Origin of the sequence: Mesorhizobium sp. ES1-6, assembly GCF_020164775.1 — a bacterium.
Taxonomy (GTDB): Bacteria; Pseudomonadota; Alphaproteobacteria; order Rhizobiales; family Rhizobiaceae; genus Mesorhizobium.
In genome coordinates this window covers 472,785-487,563 of sequence record NZ_JAIUGU010000001.1, presented here as the reverse complement: position 1 = coordinate 487,563, position 14,779 = coordinate 472,785, and the positions used below count along the sequence as shown (strand labels likewise).

The window sequence follows — 14,779 nt, the reverse complement described above, 5'->3', positions numbered from 1 at the left end:
GCGCTGATCAAATCTGGGAGGACATGATGTTGAAGTCGAAATCCGCTTGGGTGTCGGGTTTGTTCCTGGCTGGCGCGTTGATGGTGAGCGCCGGCAGTGCCGCCGCCGATCAGATCCGCATCGGCATTGCCAATTTCGGAGAACATCCGCAGCTCAACGCCGCCATAGCCGGCTTCAAGAAGGCGCTGACGGACAACGGCTTCGTCGAAGGCAAGGACGTCGTTTATACGGAGAGCCATACCAATTTCGATGCATCGCTGGTGCCGCAGATGATCGCCAAGCTGCAGGCCGAGCAGCCCAAGCTGATCTACACCATCACCACGCCGGTTTCGCAGATCGCCAAGAAGGCGCTCGCCGGTTCCGGCATTCCGATCGTCTTTTCCGCGGTCACCGATCCGGTGGCGGCCAAGCTGGTGCCCTCATGGGACGCCGGAGACGAAGGCATGACCGGCGCCAGCGATCTGCAGGACGTCGCCGCGGTGATGGCCTTCACCAAGAAGTTGCTGCCCAACGCCAAGCGCTTCGGCGTGCCTTACAATCCCGGCGAGGCCAACGACGTTGCCTTGGTCGAAAAGATCAAGGCGGCGGCGCCTGCGGCCGGCTTCGAGGTGGTGGAGGTCGGCATCGACAACGTCAATGACATTCAGCAACGCATCGCTTCGCTCGCCGGCAAGGCCGACGTGATCTACGGCCCGGCCTCGAACCTTATCCAGCCGGCGATCGCCGCTGTCTCCGCGGCCGCCCGCCAGGCCGGTATCCCGGTCGTCAACTCCGATGACAGCGCGGTCCGCAACGGCACCGTGCCGGCGAGCTTCGCGGTCAATTACACGCAGGTCGGCGTCAACGCCGGCACCATCGCCGCCGAGATCCTGAAGGGGAAGGACCCCAAGACGATCGCGCCGTCGCGCCCGGCCTACAAGGACCACATGGCAACGATCTCGCGCAAGGCGATGGCCGCGTTCGGTATCGAGATACCCGCTTCGATGGCCGATTGCGGCTGCATCGTCGACTGACATCGGAACCGCAAGGGGTGACGGCCTCGGCGCCGTCATCCTTGAGGTGAGGGAGGAACGATGCTCGAAATCCGATCGGCGCGCAAAGTATTCTACAAGGGCCAGGCCGACGAGAAGGTCGCGCTGGACGGTCTCAGCCTGTCGTTGGCCACGGGCGAGTTCGGCATCGTCATCGGCTCCAACGGTGCTGGCAAAAGCAGCATGCTCAATGCCATTTCCGGCGCCCTGATCCTCGATTCCGGCCAGATCCTGATCAACGGCGCCGATGTGACTGGAATGCCCGTACACAAGCGCGCCGCGCAACTGGCGCGCGTCTTCCAGGATCCGATGCGCGGCACCGCCGCCAGCATGACGGTCGCGGAAAACATGCTGCTGGCCGACTTGCGCAGCAGCAAGCGCACCTTGCGCCAGGGGCTGAACGCCACCCGGCTCGCGTCCTACAAGGAACGCCTGTCGATACTTGGCCTCGGCCTTGAAAACCGCCTCGATACCCGCGTCGACCTGCTTTCGGGCGGGCAGCGGCAGTCGCTGTCGCTGATCATGGCGGTCGGCGGGTCACCGGACTTGCTGCTGCTCGACGAACATACCGCGGCGCTCGACCCGCGCACGGCCGAGATTGTCATGCGGGCGACGGTGCGGGCTGTCAACGCGCTGAAGCTGACGACCCTGATGGTGACCCACAACATGCAGCACGCCGTCGATTACGGCAGTCGCGTGATCATGCTCGACGCGGGCCGGGTCTTACTGGAGGTCACCGGCGAGGAGAAGGCGAGGGTCACGGTTCTCGATCTGATCGGCCATTTTTCCGTCAAGACCGACCGCATGTTGCTGGCGAGCTGACCGACATGGGTTTTGTTCAGGAAATTCTCACCAGCTTCGTCGCGATCATTCCGGTCACGCTGGCGCAAAGCCTGATCCTGGCCTTTGTCGTGCTCGGGATCATGATCCCGTTTCGGATGCTGAATTTTCCCGATCTCACCAGTGAGGGCGCCTTTCCACTGGGCGGCTGCGTCTGTGGTGTGCTGCTGGCTGCCGGCGTATCGCCACTGGCAGCCATCGTGGTCGCATTCGCGGCGGGCTTCGCGGCAGGCTGCTGCACCGCCTTCATCCATCTGCGCTTCCGTATCCACACGCTTCTCGCGGGCATCCTGATGATGACGATGCTCTACAGCATCAATCTCCGCATCATGGGCAAGTCCAACCTCTCCGTCTTCGGCTCGCCAGCCGTCTTCGACTGGGTGCCGTTCGCGCGGCCAGGTTTTCCCGCCAGCAAGATCGTGGTCGCCGGCCTCCTCGCGCTGATCGCCTTCGCGTTGCTCTACATGTTCTTCCGGACCGAGAAGGGGACAGCGGTGCGTGCCGTGGGCGCCAATCCCGACATGGCCGAGGCGCAAGGCATCAATGTCTGGGCAGCCACCATAGGCGGCGTCGGGCTGGCGAGCGCGTTCTCGGCCTCAAGCGGCGCACTGATGGTGCAGTCGCAGGGGTTTGCCGACGTCAATATGGGGCTGGGGATCCTCATCAACGGTCTTGCCGCGCTGATGATCGGCGAGGCCGTCGTCGGCAAGCAGACGGTCTGGCGCCAGTTGCTGGCGCCCTTTGCCGGCGCGATCATCTATTACCAGCTTGTGTCGTTCTGCCTTGCCGCCGGCATGCCGCCGCCCGACCTGAAGCTTGCCACCGGCCTGTTCGTGCTGGCCATGCTTGCCTTGCCCAGCCTCAAGCGCGGCCGTGGGCCGGCGCCTGCCCGCGAAGCGATCCGTGAATAATCAGGGCGTGAATAAATCAGGGAATGTCACAATGATGCGTGCACCGCTCGATCTCGCAGCCGTCGAGGCCATGGATGCGGCGGATCCGCTGCGTGCCATGCGCGACCGGTTCATCTTGCCGGAAGGCGTCATCTATCTCGACGGCAATTCGCTCGGCGCCGCGGCGCCCGCCGTCTTCAGCGAGCTGCAGAAGGCAGCGACGCAGGAGTGGGCGCAGGATTTGATCCGCGCCTGGAATACCGCCGGCTGGTTCGACATGCCGGTGGCACTTGGCGACCAGCTCAGCCGATTGATCGGCGCCGCGCCCGGCCAGACGGTGGTCTGCGATACGACCTCGATCAACATCTACAAGGTGCTGCATGCGGCCTTGGCCATGCGGCCGGACCGCTCGGTCATCGTGGCCGAAGGAGACAGCTTTCCGACCGATCTCTACATGGCCGAAGGCGTGGCCTCGACGCGGCCGGGCACGGTGCTGCGGCTCGAGGGCGTTGATGCGCCTGACATTGAGGACCTGATCGACGAGCGTGTCGCCGTCGTCCTGGTCAACCATGTCAACTACAAATCCGGACAGTTGCGCGACATGGCGGCACTGACATGCAAGGCCCATCAGGTCGGCGCGCTGATCGTCTGGGATCTCTGCCATACGGCCGGCGCCCTGCCGGTCGAGCTCGACAGCGCCAATGCCGATTTCGCCATCGGCTGCACCTACAAATATCTCAATGGCGGTCCGGGCGCGCCGGCCTTCATCTACGCCGCCACGCGTCATCACGACAAGGTCCAGCAGCCGCTCAGCGGTTGGTGGGGCCACGCACGGCCCTTCGCCTTCGAACAGGGCTATGCGGCCGGCAACGGCATCCGCCGCTTCCTGTGCGGCACGCAGCCCGTGCTGTCGATGCGGGCGCTGAAAGGTGCGCTGGATATCTGGGACGATGTCGACATGGCAGCGGTGCGCAAGAAGAGCATTGCGCTCACCGACCTGTTCATCCATCTCGTCGAGACCAGGTGCGGCGCCTACGGCCTGGAACTCGAAAGCCCGCGCGATGCCAAGCAGCGCGGCAGCCAGGTTTCGTTCCTCCACCCGCACGGCTACCAGGTGATGCGGGCCTTGATCGACCGCGGCGTGATCGGCGATTTCCGTGCGCCCTCGACGATCCGCTTCGGCTTCACGCCGCTCTATGTCGGTTACGCCGATGTGTGGCAGGCGGTCGAGGTGCTGGAAGACATCCTGCGCACCGACGCCTGGCAGGACGTGCGCTTCGCGGTCAAGACGGCGGTGACCTGAAAGTCGGCACATTTTTCCGTAGGGAATTGCGTCGAACAGAGCGTTCAGAGCCGGGTGCGGACGGTCCACAGTTCCGGAAACAGGACGACCTCCAGCATCTTCTTGAGGTAAGAGGCGCCCGATGTGCCGCCGGTGCCGCGCTTCAGGCCGATGATGCGCTCGACCGTGGTGACATGGTTGAAGCGCCAGCGGCGGAAATAGTCCTCGAAGTCGACCAGCTTCTCGGCCAGCTCGTAGAGCATCCAGTAGCGCTGTGGGTCGCGGTACACGGTCTGCCAGGCGACGAGGACCTCTTCGTTCTCGGTCCGCGTCTCGCGCCAGTCCGTGCGCCTCGCATCCGCCCCGATGTCGAAGCCGTTGCGCGCCAGAAGCAGCAGCGCTTCGTCGTAGAGCGACGGCGCCGCCAGGATCGCCTCCAATCGGTCCGTCAGGTCCGGCCGGTGCTTGTGCGGCCCGAGCATTGCGAGGTTGCGATTGCCGGCCATGAATTCGATGGCGCGATATTGCCAGGACTGAAAACCCGAGGACTGGCCGAGCGCGTCGCGGAACTCGGTGTATTCGCTTGGGGTCATCGTGCGCAGCACATCCCAGGCATTGTTCAACTGCTCGAAAATGCGGGCGACGCGCGACAGCATCTTGAAGCTCGGCTCCAGCCGATCGGCACGGATCGAGCGGATCGCGGCGCCAATCTCGTGCAAGGCGAGCTTCATCCAGAGTTCCGATGTCTGGTGCTGGATGATGAACAGCATCTCGTCATGCGCCGACGACAGCGGCTCCTGCGCGTCGAGTACTTTCTCCAGGTGCAGGTAGTCGCTGTAGGACATGCGTTCCTTGAACGACATCTGTGCGCCTTCTGACGCCGGATCGTAGGGCTCGCTCAATTGATTTTCTCCGTGCGCAGCCGGAACCGCTGGATTTTTCCGGTCTGGGTCTTGGGCAGAGCGGCAATGAATTTCACCGAGCGCGGATATTTGTAGGGCGCAATCGTTGCCTTGACATGGTCCTGCAGGCGCTTGACGGTCATCGCGTCCGGCGAAACGCCTTGCACCAGCACGACATGCGCTTCGACGATCTGGCCGCGCTCGCCATCCTCGGCGCCGATGACCGCGCATTCGGCGACATCGGGATGCGAAAGCAACGCCGCCTCGACCTCCGGGCCGGCGATGTTGTAGCCGGCGCTGACGATCATGTCGTCGGAACGCGCGGCGAAGTGGAAGAAGCCGTCTTCGTCTTGCCAAAAAGTGTCACCGGTGAGGTTCCAGCCGTCGCGCACATAGTCCTTCTGCCGGTCGTCGGCCATATAGCGGCAGCCGGTTGGCCCGCGCACCGCCAGCCGTCCTGGCTCGCCACGCGGCACCTCGCGCATTTCGTCGTCGACGATGCGCGCTTCGTAGCCGCCAACAGGCTTGCCGGTCGAAGCCGGCTTCCTGTCGTCAAAGCGGTTGGAGATGAAGATGTGCAGCATTTCGGTGGCGCCGATACCGTCGAGGATGGGCTTGCCGGTCTTCTTCGTCCATTCTTCGAAGACTGGAGCCGGCAAAGTCTCGCCGGCCGAGACGGCAACGCGCAGCGACGACAGGTCGGCGCCTTCGTCCATGGCCTTCAGCATGGCGCGGTAGGCGGTCGGCGCGGTGAAGGAAATGGTCGCTTTGTAGGTCTCGATGATGTGGATCATGTTGGGCGGCGTCGCCTGCTCCAGCAGGGTCGCCGCCGCGCCGAAGCGCAGGGGAAAGATGGCGAGGCCGCCAAGGCCGAAGGTGAAGGCGAGCGGTGGCGAGCCGACGAAGACATCGTCCGGTGTCACTTGCAGAACCTCGCGCGCATAGGCGTCGGCGATGATCAGCAGATCGCGGTGAAAATGCATCGTCGCCTTCGGCACGCCCGTGGTGCCCGAGGTGAAGCCGAGCAGGGCGACATCGTCGCGGCCGGTGCTGACCGCGGTGAAGGTGACCGGCTTGTCGAGGGCGGCGCGGTCGAGTTCGGCATCGTGGTTGGCGGTGCCGTCGAAACCGATGACCTGTTTGAGAAACCCGCTGTCCTTGGCGCAGGCGGTCATTTCGTCCATCAGCCTGGTGTCGCAGAGCGCTGTGGTGATCTCGGCCTTGTCGACGATCTTGGTGAGTTCGCCGGCGCGCAGCATCGGCATGGTGTTGACGACGACGGCGCCGACCTTGGTGGCGGCCAGCCAGCAGGCAACCATGGCAGGGTTGTTGGCCGAGCGGATCAGCACCCGGTTGCCCGGCCTGACGCCATAATTCTCGACCAGCGCATGGGCCAGCCGGTTCGTCCAGTCGGACAGTTCCTTGTACGTGCGGCGGCGGCCATTGCCGATCAGGGCGGTGTGGTCGCCGAGCCCCTTCTCGACCAACCTGTCGGTCAATTCGACACCGGCATTGAGGTGTTCTGGATAGTCGAAGCCGTCGAGCAGGAAGTCGGGCCATTGTTCGAGCGGCGGCAGATGATCGCGCGTGAATGTGTCGGTATGCGCTGAAGGCCCAAGCATCTCGCCGCTACCCCATCTGCTGCCCGGCCTACGTGCGGGGCACCTGGCCGGTGGATTGAATTCCTGTCCGTCGCGGAAGGCTTCGTGCGGCCGGCAAACGTGTTGTCGACATGCCACAGGAAAGGTGACCGTCGACACGTCCGAACAGCACAGCGGACCTCCCATCTTGTCAGCTGTTCCGCAGGCAGGATCGCACCAGTCGAAATTTGTTTCAAGCCTAAAATGTATTGCCACTGGAGCATTGACGCATGACGTGTCGGCGGCCATTGCTAGCGCGGAAACGATGCCGCTTCGGGGGAGGGTGCCGATGCCAGACCATCGCATTGCCGACTGGGACAATGCCTACGCCAATGGCGACAATATCGCGCGCAGCGACCGTTGGCCCGCCGCATGGTCGGAACCGGCGCAAGCCTTTCGCGATGCATTGTCGGCGCAGGGCCGGGCACGCCTCGACATCGCCTATGGCGATCGGCCGCGCAACCGGTTCGACCTTTTCCTTCCCAAAGCCACGCCGAGGGGCCTCGTGGTGTTCATCCATGGCGGCTATTGGATGGAGACCGACAAGAGCTTGTGGTCGCATCTTGGCAATGGCGCGGTCGGCAGCGGCTTCGCCGTGGCGATGCCGTCCTACACACAATGTCCCGATATACGCATCGCCGGGATCGTCACTGAAATCGCGGCGGCCATCGGCACGGCCGCCGCCATGATCGACGGACCGCTGATGCTGACCGGACATTCGGCCGGCGGGCACCTCGCCAGCCGCATGGTGACGACATCAACGCCTTTGGCGACCGACGTCGCGCGGCGCGTACGCCATGTCGTCTCGATCTCGGGCCTGCATGATTTGCGCCCGCTGATGCGCACCGACATGAACGCGGCGCTGAAAATCGATGAGCATGAGGCGCTGACGGAAAGCCCGGCGCTGCTGCGCCCCTTGGATGGTGTCCGCATCACCTGCTGGGCCGGCGGCGGCGAGCGTTCCGAGTTCCTGCGCCAGAATGCTCTGCTGGCCAACATCTGGACCGGACTTGGCGCAATCACCAATACCGTGGTCGAGCCCGACAGGCATCATTACGACGTTGTCGATGGCCTCGCCGATCCCGCGCATCCGCTGACGCGGACCTTGATCTCGGATTAGTCATTAATTTCGTCCCGATATCAGCTATTTATGGAGCAATTCTTCAGCGCAACATCAGAACGCTACAAGTATCGCCGGCGACAGACGCAGGCGCAAAAGGCGCGCGTACGATCAATCCGTTGGCGTCGGCAAGCATCCTCAGCATGGAAGAATCCTGAATGCCGAACGGCGTCGCCACCAGTTCGCCGTCGTCTTGCCGAACCACCGCCCGTACATAATCCTGGCGCAGGTCATTGGCCGGCATCGCGCTCCCCAGCCTCGCCGGGCGGATGTCCTGACGATGCTCGCGGCCACCAAGCCTCGCCAGAAGCGGCTTCAGGAACAATTGCGAGCAGACCAGGCTTGCCACGGGGTTGCCGGGCAGGCCGATGCACCTGATGTCGCCGAGGCGGCCGAACATCAGGGGCTTGCCGGGACGCATGGCGATCTTCCAGAAGCCGAGCGTCATGCCTTCGCCGGTCAGCACATCATGGATCAGATCGTGGTCGCCAACCGAGGCGCCGCCAAGGGTGACGATGACATCCGCACCGGCGGCCACCGCTTGCCTGACCAAGGCGGAGATGGCGTCCTTGCGGTCGGCGGCGATGCCGAGATCGAGCGCGCGGGCGCCGACTGATTGCGCCGCCGCGGCAACGCCATAGGCGTTGGACGAGATGATCTGGTCCGGGCCGAGTTCGCTGCCGGGCGGCAACAGCTCGTCGCCGGTGGCGATGATGGCGACCAGCGGCCGTCTCACCACGCTCACTCGCGGGTGGTTTGCCGACGCCGCCAGCGACAACGCAGCCGGGTCGAGCACGCGTCCTTTTTCCAGCAGCACGTCGCCTTTGGAAAAGTCGAGGCCGACGCGGCGGATGTTGCGCCATTCGGCGGTGGGCTCGATCACTTCGATTTCCCCGCCGCCGAGATCCCTGACATTCTCCTGGATGACGACGGTGTCGGCGCCGTCAGGCAGCGGCGCGCCGGTGAAGATGCGTACTGCCTGTCGCTCGCCGACGGCGCCGTCAAAGCCGCGCCCGGCCGGCGCCATGCCGATCACCGAGAGTTTCGATGGCACCGAGGCAACATCAACCGCGCGGACCGCATAGCCGTCCATGGCCGATGCGTTGAAGGGGGGCTGGGTGCGAAGCGCCACGACCGGTTCGGCCAGCACACGATCGACCGCCTCGATGAGAGGGACGCTTTCGCCGGCCAGCGGTGCGGCGCCATCCAGCAGGCGTTCGAGCGCCTCGGCGACCGGAACCAGCGCCATCAGGCGTCTGCCTTGTAGTCGCCTGATTTGCCGCCGGTCTTTTCCACCAGCCGGATGCCGGAAATGACCATGGCGCGGTCGACCGCCTTGGCCATGTCGTAGATGGTCAGGCAGGCCACGGACGCGGCGGTCAAAGCTTCCATCTCGACGCCGGTCTTGCCGGTGACACGCGCCAGTGCCGTGACCTTCAGGCCCGGCAGTGCATGGTCTGGCTCGATGTCGACGGAAACCTTGGTCAGCAGCAGGGGATGGCAGAGCGGGATCAGCTCATGCGTCTTTTTCGCGGCCATGATGCCGGCGATGCGCGCCGTGCCGAGCACATCGCCTTTCTTGGCATTGCCGGCGAGGATGGTCTTCAATGTTTCTGGTTGCATGGAGACAAAGCCCTCCGCGATCGCGGTGCGCGTCGTCTCATCCTTGTCGCCGACATCGACCATGTTGGCTTCGCCCTGTGCGCCAAGGTGCGTGAGGGTGGCCGCCACGATCAGATCGCCTCGGCTGCTGCCTTGCCCGTCAGGAGCAAGCGCGTCGCGGCGGCGACGTCCTGTTGCCGCATCAGGCTTTCGCCGACGAGGAAGGTGCCGATGCCGCTCCTTTGCATCCTGAGACAATCGTCATGGGTGAAGATGCCGCTCTCGCTGACCAGCAGGCGATCGGAGGGTACCATCGCCGCCAGCCGTTCGGAGGTCTGGATGCTGGTCTCGAACGTTCTCAGATTGCGGTTGTTGATGCCGATCAGCCGCGACGACAGTTTCAGCGCGCGCTCCGTCTCGGCCTCGTCATGCACCTCGATCAGCGCATCCATGCCGAGTTCGAACGCCGTCGCTTCAAGCTCGCTCGCCAGGGCGTCGTCGACGCTGGCCATGATGATCAGGATGGCGTCGGCGCCCCATGCGCGGGCTTCATGGACCTGGTAGGGATCGAACAGGAAATCCTTGCGCAATGCGGGCAGGGTGACGGCTGCCCGGGCCTTGGTGAGGAATTCGGGCGCACCCTGGAAGGATGGCGCGTCCGTCAGCACGGAAAGGCAAGCGGCGCCGCCTTTTTCATACGCTTTCGCCAGTGCCGGCGGATCGAAATCGGCACGGATCAAACCTTTGGAGGGGCTTGCCTTCTTGATCTCGGCGATCAGGGCGAAATCGCCTGAATTGCGCTTCGCTTCAAGCGCCGCGAGAAAGCCGCGCGGAGCGTCGGCTTCTTTCGCGAGCGCCTTGATCTCGGCCAGCGGCAGGCGTGCCTTGGCGGCGGCGATCTCGTCGCGCTTGTAGGCTTCGATCTTGCGCAGAATGTCAGACACGGTTCACCCGTTCGAAATTTCGACCAGCCGGTCGAGCACCCGCAGCGCCCGGCCGCTGTCGATCGCCTGCGCGGCAATGGCGATGCCGTCGCCCAGCGTCGTCGCCTTGCCGGCAATCACCAGGCCGGCGCCGGCATTCATCAGCACGGTGTCGCGATAGGCGCCGGCGGCACCGCCCAGCATGTCGCGCAAAGCCTTGGCGTTGTAGGCGGCGTCGCCGCCGCGCAGCTCGTCCTTGGTATGGCGCTTCAGCCCAACCTCTTCCGGGGTCAGCGTGAAGCTGCGGATTTCGCCGCCGACCAACTCGGCGACCTGCGTCTCGCCGGTGGTGGTGATCTCGTCATAGCCATCGCCATGGGCGACCCAGGCGTGCTCGGTGCCCAGCGCCAGCAGCGTCTCGGCAACCGGCATGATCCATTCCGGCATGAACACGCCGACCATCTGCCGTTTCACGCCGGCCGGATTGGAGAGGGGGCCGAGCAGGTTGAAAATGGTCCGGGTGCCGAGTTCGACGCGGGTCGGGCCGACATGCTTCATGGCCGGATGATGCGCCGGCGCGAACATGAAGCCGACGCCGGCTTCATGGATGCACTTGCCAATCGTCTCCGGCGCGATGTCGATCTTGACGCCCAGCGCAATCAGCACGTCGGCCGCGCCGGTCAACGAGGACAGGCCGCGATTGCCGTGCTTGGCGACCGGCACGCCGCTACCGGCGATGACGAAGGCGGAAGCCGTCGAAATGTTGACCGAGTGCGAATTGTCACCACCGGTGCCGACAATATCGATCGCGCCATCTGGCGCGTCGACGCGCAGCATCTTGGCGCGCATCGTGGCGACAGCGCCCGAAATCTCGCCCACCGTCTCGCCGCGCACGCGCAACGCCATCAGGAAGCCGCCGATCTGCCCCGGGGTCGCGTCGCCCGACATGATGATGTCGAAAGCCTCGCGCGCTTCCTCGAAGGAAAGAGCGGTGCCGGTCGCGACCTTGGCGATATGGGTTTTCAGCGCGCTCATCTTGTCGAGGCTTGGGCCACGGCGGCCTGGTCGATGCGGACGTCGTACTGCGTCTGCAACTGCGCCACCAATTGGTCGAGCAGGTCGTCGGACATGCCGGCGGTGAAGGATTTCTGTGCGTCGTCCGGCACTGAGCTGGCATCGGCGCCGGCCGGTTCGAACACTTCGGCGACCTTGAACAGGATCTGGCCGTCGCCGGTGGGCGAGGGGATCAAGCCGGTGCCGCCTTCGCCGACGCCGAACATCACGGCGGCGCCCTCCTTGCCGAAATCGGCATCATCGGCTTCGCGCTTCAAGCCGCGCTTGGTCTGCTTTTCCAGCTTGAGTTCACCGGCGATGACGTCGAGCGTGGCGCCGGCCTTGAGCCGCTTCTCGAATTCGTCCGCCTTGGCGGCAAGCCGCTTGGTGGTCTCGGCCGCTGTCCAGTCGGCGACGACCTTCTGGCGCACCTCGTCGAGAGTGCGGTCGCGCGCCGGCGTGATCGAACCGACCTCGTAGAAGACGAAGCCGTTGTCCGCCGTCGTCAGCGCTTCGTTTTCAGTGTTGGGTTCGGCATCGAAGACGGCCTTGATCAGCGCCGGCGATTCCGGCAGGTCCTTGACGATGGAGCCATCGGGCCTGAGGCCACTGCGGTCGATGGCGTCGATGGTGACGTCCTTGAGCTTCAATTTGGCGGCCGTGTCGGCCAGCGAACTGCCCGATGCACGGGTGTCCTCATAATTGTCGTGCACATCCAGCAGGATGCGGCTTGCCTCACCCAAAGCCAGGTCCTTGCGGATCTGATCGGACACTTCCGCCAGCGGCTTCACCACCTCGGGCTTGATCTCGGTCACACGCAGCAGCACTGGACCGAAGGCGCCTTGGACGACCGGGCTGACTTCATTGGCGGCGAGCGCGAAGGCGGCATCGGCAACCGCCTTGTCGGCGATCTTGTCCTTGGCAAGCGTGCCAAGCAGCGTGTCGGCCGGGGTCTTGCCTTCGGCGGTCACCAGCTTTTCGAAAGTGGCGCCCGCCTTGAGCGAATCGAACGCTGCCTTGGCGGCATCCGGCGTCTTGAACACAAGCTGCTCGATGGTACGCATTTCGGGCGTGGTGTAGCGCGCCTTGTTCTTGTTGTAGTCGTCGCTGACTTGGCTGTCGGTGACGGCGGTCGTATCCATGATGTCCGCGGGCTCGAGGCGGACATAGGAGAATTTGCGGTATTCGGGTGCGGCGTAGGTTTTCTTGTTGGCTTCGAAATAGGCCTGAAGCACGCTGTCGCTCGGCGCCTCGATCGGCTCGACCAGCGTCTTGGGCAAGGTTACATAGTCGACCGTCCGGTCTTCGCCGCGGTAGAGAGCGACCGCCTTGAAGAACGTATCCGGCGCCTTGAGGCCGTCAGAGACCGCCTCGACGATCTGCTGGCGTACCGCGACCTGAGCCTTGTTCTTCAAATAGTCCTCCGGCCGCATGCCCAGGTCACGAAGCCGCCCCTCGAAGACCCTGCGGTCGAATTGGCCGTCTGGACCCCGAAAAGCGGGTTCCTCGCGCGTCAGTTCGGCCAGTTTGTCCTTGGAGAAGCCGAGCCCGAGCTTGCGTGCCTGTTCGTCGAGAACCGCGCCCGAGACGAGTTGCGCCAGAACCGTGTTGTCGATGCCGAGCGCCTTGGCCTGTTCATGGGTAAGGCGCTGACCGAATTGCTGCGACATGACGGCGAGCTGCCGGTCGTAGGCGAGGCGGTATTCGTTGATCGACACCTTGGTGCCGCCGGCCGTTATCACTGAATCATGGCCGGCAAATCCGCCCATCAGGCGTCCGGAGATACCCCAGGCAGCGAAACTGACCACCAGCAGCGAAAGCAATGTCTTCGCGACCCAAGTGCCCGCCGCGTTTCTCAATATACCAAGCATGGACAATTCCGATTTATGCGCATTTTCGCATGCGCCGAGTCTGAAACAAGCGCAATAGCGCCCTTCCGGCCCACTGTCGATTGCTTTGTGGCCTGATTTTGGTAGTGAGGGCGCTGCTTAATGTCGCCTGGAGAGACCGCCCAATGACCCCTGGAATTCGTCCGCTTGTCGCCGGCAACTGGAAAATGAACGGCACCAGCGCCTCGCTCAACGAACTCAGGATGATCGGCAACGGCTTCATGAGCGGGCTCGACGCCGAAACAGAGGCGCTGGTCTGCGTTCCCGCGACCTTGCTTTCCCATGCGGCGGAGATTCTGTCGCGCACCCCCGTCCATGCCGGCGGTGAGGACTGCCACACCAAGGAGAGCGGCGCCTATACCGGCTGCATCTCCGCGGAGATGCTGAAGGACGCGGGCGCGAGCCATGTCATCGTCGGTCACTCCGAATGCCGCGAACAACGCGGCGAGGACGATGCGACGGTCCAGGCCAAGGCCACCGCTGCCTGGCGCGCCGGGCTCGTGGCGATTGTCTGCATCGGCGAGACGCAGCAACAACGTGAGGCCGGCGCCACGCTCGACGTGCTGTCGCGCCAGGTTGCCGGTGCGGTGCCGCCAAGCGCCACGCCATCCAACACCGTCATTGCCTATGAGCCGGTGTGGGCGATCGGAACCGGGCTGACGCCAACCGCTGCCGATGTGGCCGAGGCGCACGCGCATATCCGCGAAAAGCTGTCGGAAAGGCTCGGTGGCGGCGCGGCGAGGATGCGCATCCTGTATGGCGGTTCGGTCAAGCCGTCCAACGCCGTGGAACTGCTGGGTGTCAGGAATGTCGATGGCGCGCTTGTCGGCGGCGCCAGCCTGAAAGCGGCCGATTTCCTCGGTATCGCGGAAGCCTATCGCAGCATTGCGGGGTGAGATTCACTGGGACGGGCGGGGCTTGTCCCATCCAAATTCGTTGCAAAGGGTGCGTTGCTTCCCATATTCCGGCCACGGGCTTGGAAATGCCGTGAAAGCATTGTATTGAGCCGCCTCCAATTCACCGGTCGTGTCCGCGGCCGGGCAAGGCCTTGCCAGGATAAACTATGCAAACCGTATTGATCGTCATCCATCTCATGGTCGTGCTCGCCCTTGTCGGCGTGGTGCTGCTGCAGCGCTCCGAAGGCGGCGGCCTTGGCATTGGTGGCGGATCTGGCTTCATGACGGCGCGCGGTGCCGCCAACGCATTGACCCGGGCGACGGCGATCCTGGCGGCGGCGTTCTTTGTCACGTCGCTTACCCTGTCGATCATCGCCCGCTATGGCGAAAAGCCGATCGACATTCTCGACCGGGTTCCGGCGACTTCGGACAATGCCGGCAAGGGCGTGCTCAACCAATTGCCGGGCACGACCACCCCGGCGCCCGCCGGCAACGCCACGCCGACGCCGCCGTCCGGCAACGATGCCGGCGCGACGCCCCCGGCAAACGCTCCGGCCACGGCACCCGCCGCCGGTTCGACGGCACCTGCCACCAACGGCGCTACCAACGCCGCGCCGGCGACCACAGCGCCAGCGACGCCGCAGGTCCCGAACCAGTAACCTCCACTTCTCCAGGCCGCGATCTGTGATCGTTTGAACACAGTCGCGGCAA

The 14,779-nt window shown here is 64.3% G+C and carries 14 protein-coding genes; 7 read left to right on the top strand and 7 right to left on the bottom strand.

Translation table 11 applies throughout. The features are described 5' to 3' along the window. Window positions 1-26: 26 nt before the first annotated feature. The 4 genes from LB564_RS02615 to kynU are packed head-to-tail and all read left to right on the top strand — an operon-like array spanning window position 27 to window position 4,064. Complete coding sequence (locus tag LB564_RS02615) at window positions 27-1,013, top strand: ABC transporter substrate-binding protein (protein WP_224535403.1); 987 nt, start codon at window positions 27-29, stop codon at window positions 1,011-1,013. A gap of 60 nt (window positions 1,014-1,073) precedes the next feature. Beyond that, window positions 1,074-1,853: an ABC transporter ATP-binding protein gene (locus LB564_RS02610; RefSeq protein WP_224534720.1), complete on the top strand. Its 780-nt coding sequence runs from the start codon at window positions 1,074-1,076 to the stop codon at window positions 1,851-1,853. Window positions 1,854-1,858: 5 nt separating this feature from the next. Next, window positions 1,859-2,782, top strand: coding sequence for an ABC transporter permease (locus LB564_RS02605; protein WP_140701342.1), 924 nt, complete (start codon window positions 1,859-1,861; stop codon window positions 2,780-2,782). Between the two features lie 34 nt (window positions 2,783-2,816). Beyond that, entirely contained in the window at window positions 2,817-4,064 is a 1,248-nt protein-coding gene (gene kynU, locus LB564_RS02600) for a kynureninase (RefSeq protein ID WP_224535401.1), read from the top strand. A 44-nt stretch (window positions 4,065-4,108) separates the two neighbouring features. Here the strand turns inward: kynU and kynA are convergent, their stop codons facing one another. Beyond that, entirely contained in the window at window positions 4,109-4,945 is an 837-nt protein-coding gene (gene kynA / locus LB564_RS02595) for a tryptophan 2,3-dioxygenase (RefSeq protein ID WP_263491161.1), read from the bottom strand. Then, a complete protein-coding gene (locus tag LB564_RS02590) occupies window positions 4,942-6,567 on the bottom strand; it encodes an AMP-binding protein (protein ID WP_140701338.1) in 1,626 nt (541 codons plus the stop codon). Before LB564_RS02590 ends, kynA begins: the two co-directional genes overlap by 4 nt. Window positions 6,568-6,874: 307 nt before the next feature. Between LB564_RS02590 and LB564_RS02585 the strand changes: the two genes are divergently transcribed. After that, on the top strand, window positions 6,875-7,705 hold the full coding sequence (locus LB564_RS02585; protein ID WP_224534717.1) for an alpha/beta hydrolase: 831 nt from the start codon (window positions 6,875-6,877) through the stop codon (window positions 7,703-7,705). 43 nt (window positions 7,706-7,748) lie between these two features. On the opposite strand, the gene glp is transcribed toward LB564_RS02585, so the two are convergent. The 5 genes from glp to LB564_RS02560 are packed head-to-tail and all read right to left on the bottom strand — an operon-like array spanning window position 7,749 to window position 13,154. Then, entirely contained in the window at window positions 7,749-8,954 is a 1,206-nt protein-coding gene (gene glp / locus LB564_RS02580; RefSeq protein WP_224534715.1) for a gephyrin-like molybdotransferase Glp, read from the bottom strand. Beyond that, entirely contained in the window at window positions 8,954-9,436 is a 483-nt protein-coding gene (gene moaC / locus LB564_RS02575; protein ID WP_224534713.1) for a cyclic pyranopterin monophosphate synthase MoaC, read from the bottom strand. Before moaC ends, glp begins: the two co-directional genes overlap by 1 nt. Before the next feature lie 2 nt (window positions 9,437-9,438). Next, window positions 9,439-10,251 carry an indole-3-glycerol phosphate synthase TrpC gene (gene trpC, locus LB564_RS02570; protein ID WP_224534711.1) on the bottom strand — a complete coding sequence of 271 codons (813 nt, stop codon included), beginning with the start codon at window positions 10,249-10,251 and terminating at the stop codon, window positions 9,439-9,441. A 3-nt stretch (window positions 10,252-10,254) separates the two neighbouring features. After that, window positions 10,255-11,265: an anthranilate phosphoribosyltransferase gene (gene trpD, locus LB564_RS02565; protein WP_224534709.1), complete on the bottom strand. Its 1,011-nt coding sequence runs from the start codon at window positions 11,263-11,265 to the stop codon at window positions 10,255-10,257. Further along, entirely contained in the window at window positions 11,262-13,154 is a 1,893-nt protein-coding gene (locus LB564_RS02560; RefSeq protein WP_224534707.1) for a peptidyl-prolyl cis-trans isomerase, read from the bottom strand. Before LB564_RS02560 ends, trpD begins: the two co-directional genes overlap by 4 nt. Before the next feature lie 143 nt (window positions 13,155-13,297). On the opposite strand from LB564_RS02560, the gene tpiA reads away from it, so the two are divergent. Beyond that, a complete protein-coding gene (gene tpiA / locus LB564_RS02555; protein ID WP_224534706.1) occupies window positions 13,298-14,068 on the top strand; it encodes a triose-phosphate isomerase in 771 nt (256 codons plus the stop codon). A gap of 167 nt (window positions 14,069-14,235) precedes the next feature. Further along, the gene (gene secG, locus LB564_RS02550; RefSeq protein ID WP_140701322.1) at window positions 14,236-14,727 is read left to right on the top strand and encodes a preprotein translocase subunit SecG; all 492 of its coding nucleotides are present in this window, start codon (window positions 14,236-14,238) and stop codon (window positions 14,725-14,727) included. The last annotated feature ends 52 nt before the right edge of the window (window positions 14,728-14,779 follow it).

Excerpts from the sequence above, each read along its gene's own strand:
- LB564_RS02585 (WP_224534717.1), top strand. The coding sequence starts at position 6,875 with ATGCCAGACCATCGCATTGCCGACTGGGACAATGCCTACGCCAATGGC.
- secG (WP_140701322.1), top strand. The coding sequence starts at position 14,236 with ATGCAAACCGTATTGATCGTCATCCATCTCATGGTCGTGCTCGCCCTT.
- LB564_RS02610 (WP_224534720.1), top strand. The coding sequence starts at position 1,074 with ATGCTCGAAATCCGATCGGCGCGCAAAGTATTCTACAAGGGCCAGGCC.
- kynU (WP_224535401.1), top strand. The coding sequence starts at position 2,817 with ATGCGTGCACCGCTCGATCTCGCAGCCGTCGAGGCCATGGATGCGGCG.
- LB564_RS02590 (WP_140701338.1), bottom strand. The coding sequence starts at position 6,567 with ATGCTTGGGCCTTCAGCGCATACCGACACATTCACGCGCGATCATCTG.
- trpD (WP_224534709.1), bottom strand. The coding sequence starts at position 11,265 with ATGAGCGCGCTGAAAACCCATATCGCCAAGGTCGCGACCGGCACCGCT.
- LB564_RS02605 (WP_140701342.1), top strand. The coding sequence starts at position 1,859 with ATGGGTTTTGTTCAGGAAATTCTCACCAGCTTCGTCGCGATCATTCCG.
- LB564_RS02560 (WP_224534707.1), bottom strand. The coding sequence starts at position 13,154 with ATGCTTGGTATATTGAGAAACGCGGCGGGCACTTGGGTCGCGAAGACA.
- glp (WP_224534715.1), bottom strand. The coding sequence starts at position 8,954 with ATGGCGCTGGTTCCGGTCGCCGAGGCGCTCGAACGCCTGCTGGATGGC.
- LB564_RS02615 (WP_224535403.1), top strand. The coding sequence starts at position 27 with ATGTTGAAGTCGAAATCCGCTTGGGTGTCGGGTTTGTTCCTGGCTGGC.
- tpiA (WP_224534706.1), top strand. The coding sequence starts at position 13,298 with ATGACCCCTGGAATTCGTCCGCTTGTCGCCGGCAACTGGAAAATGAAC.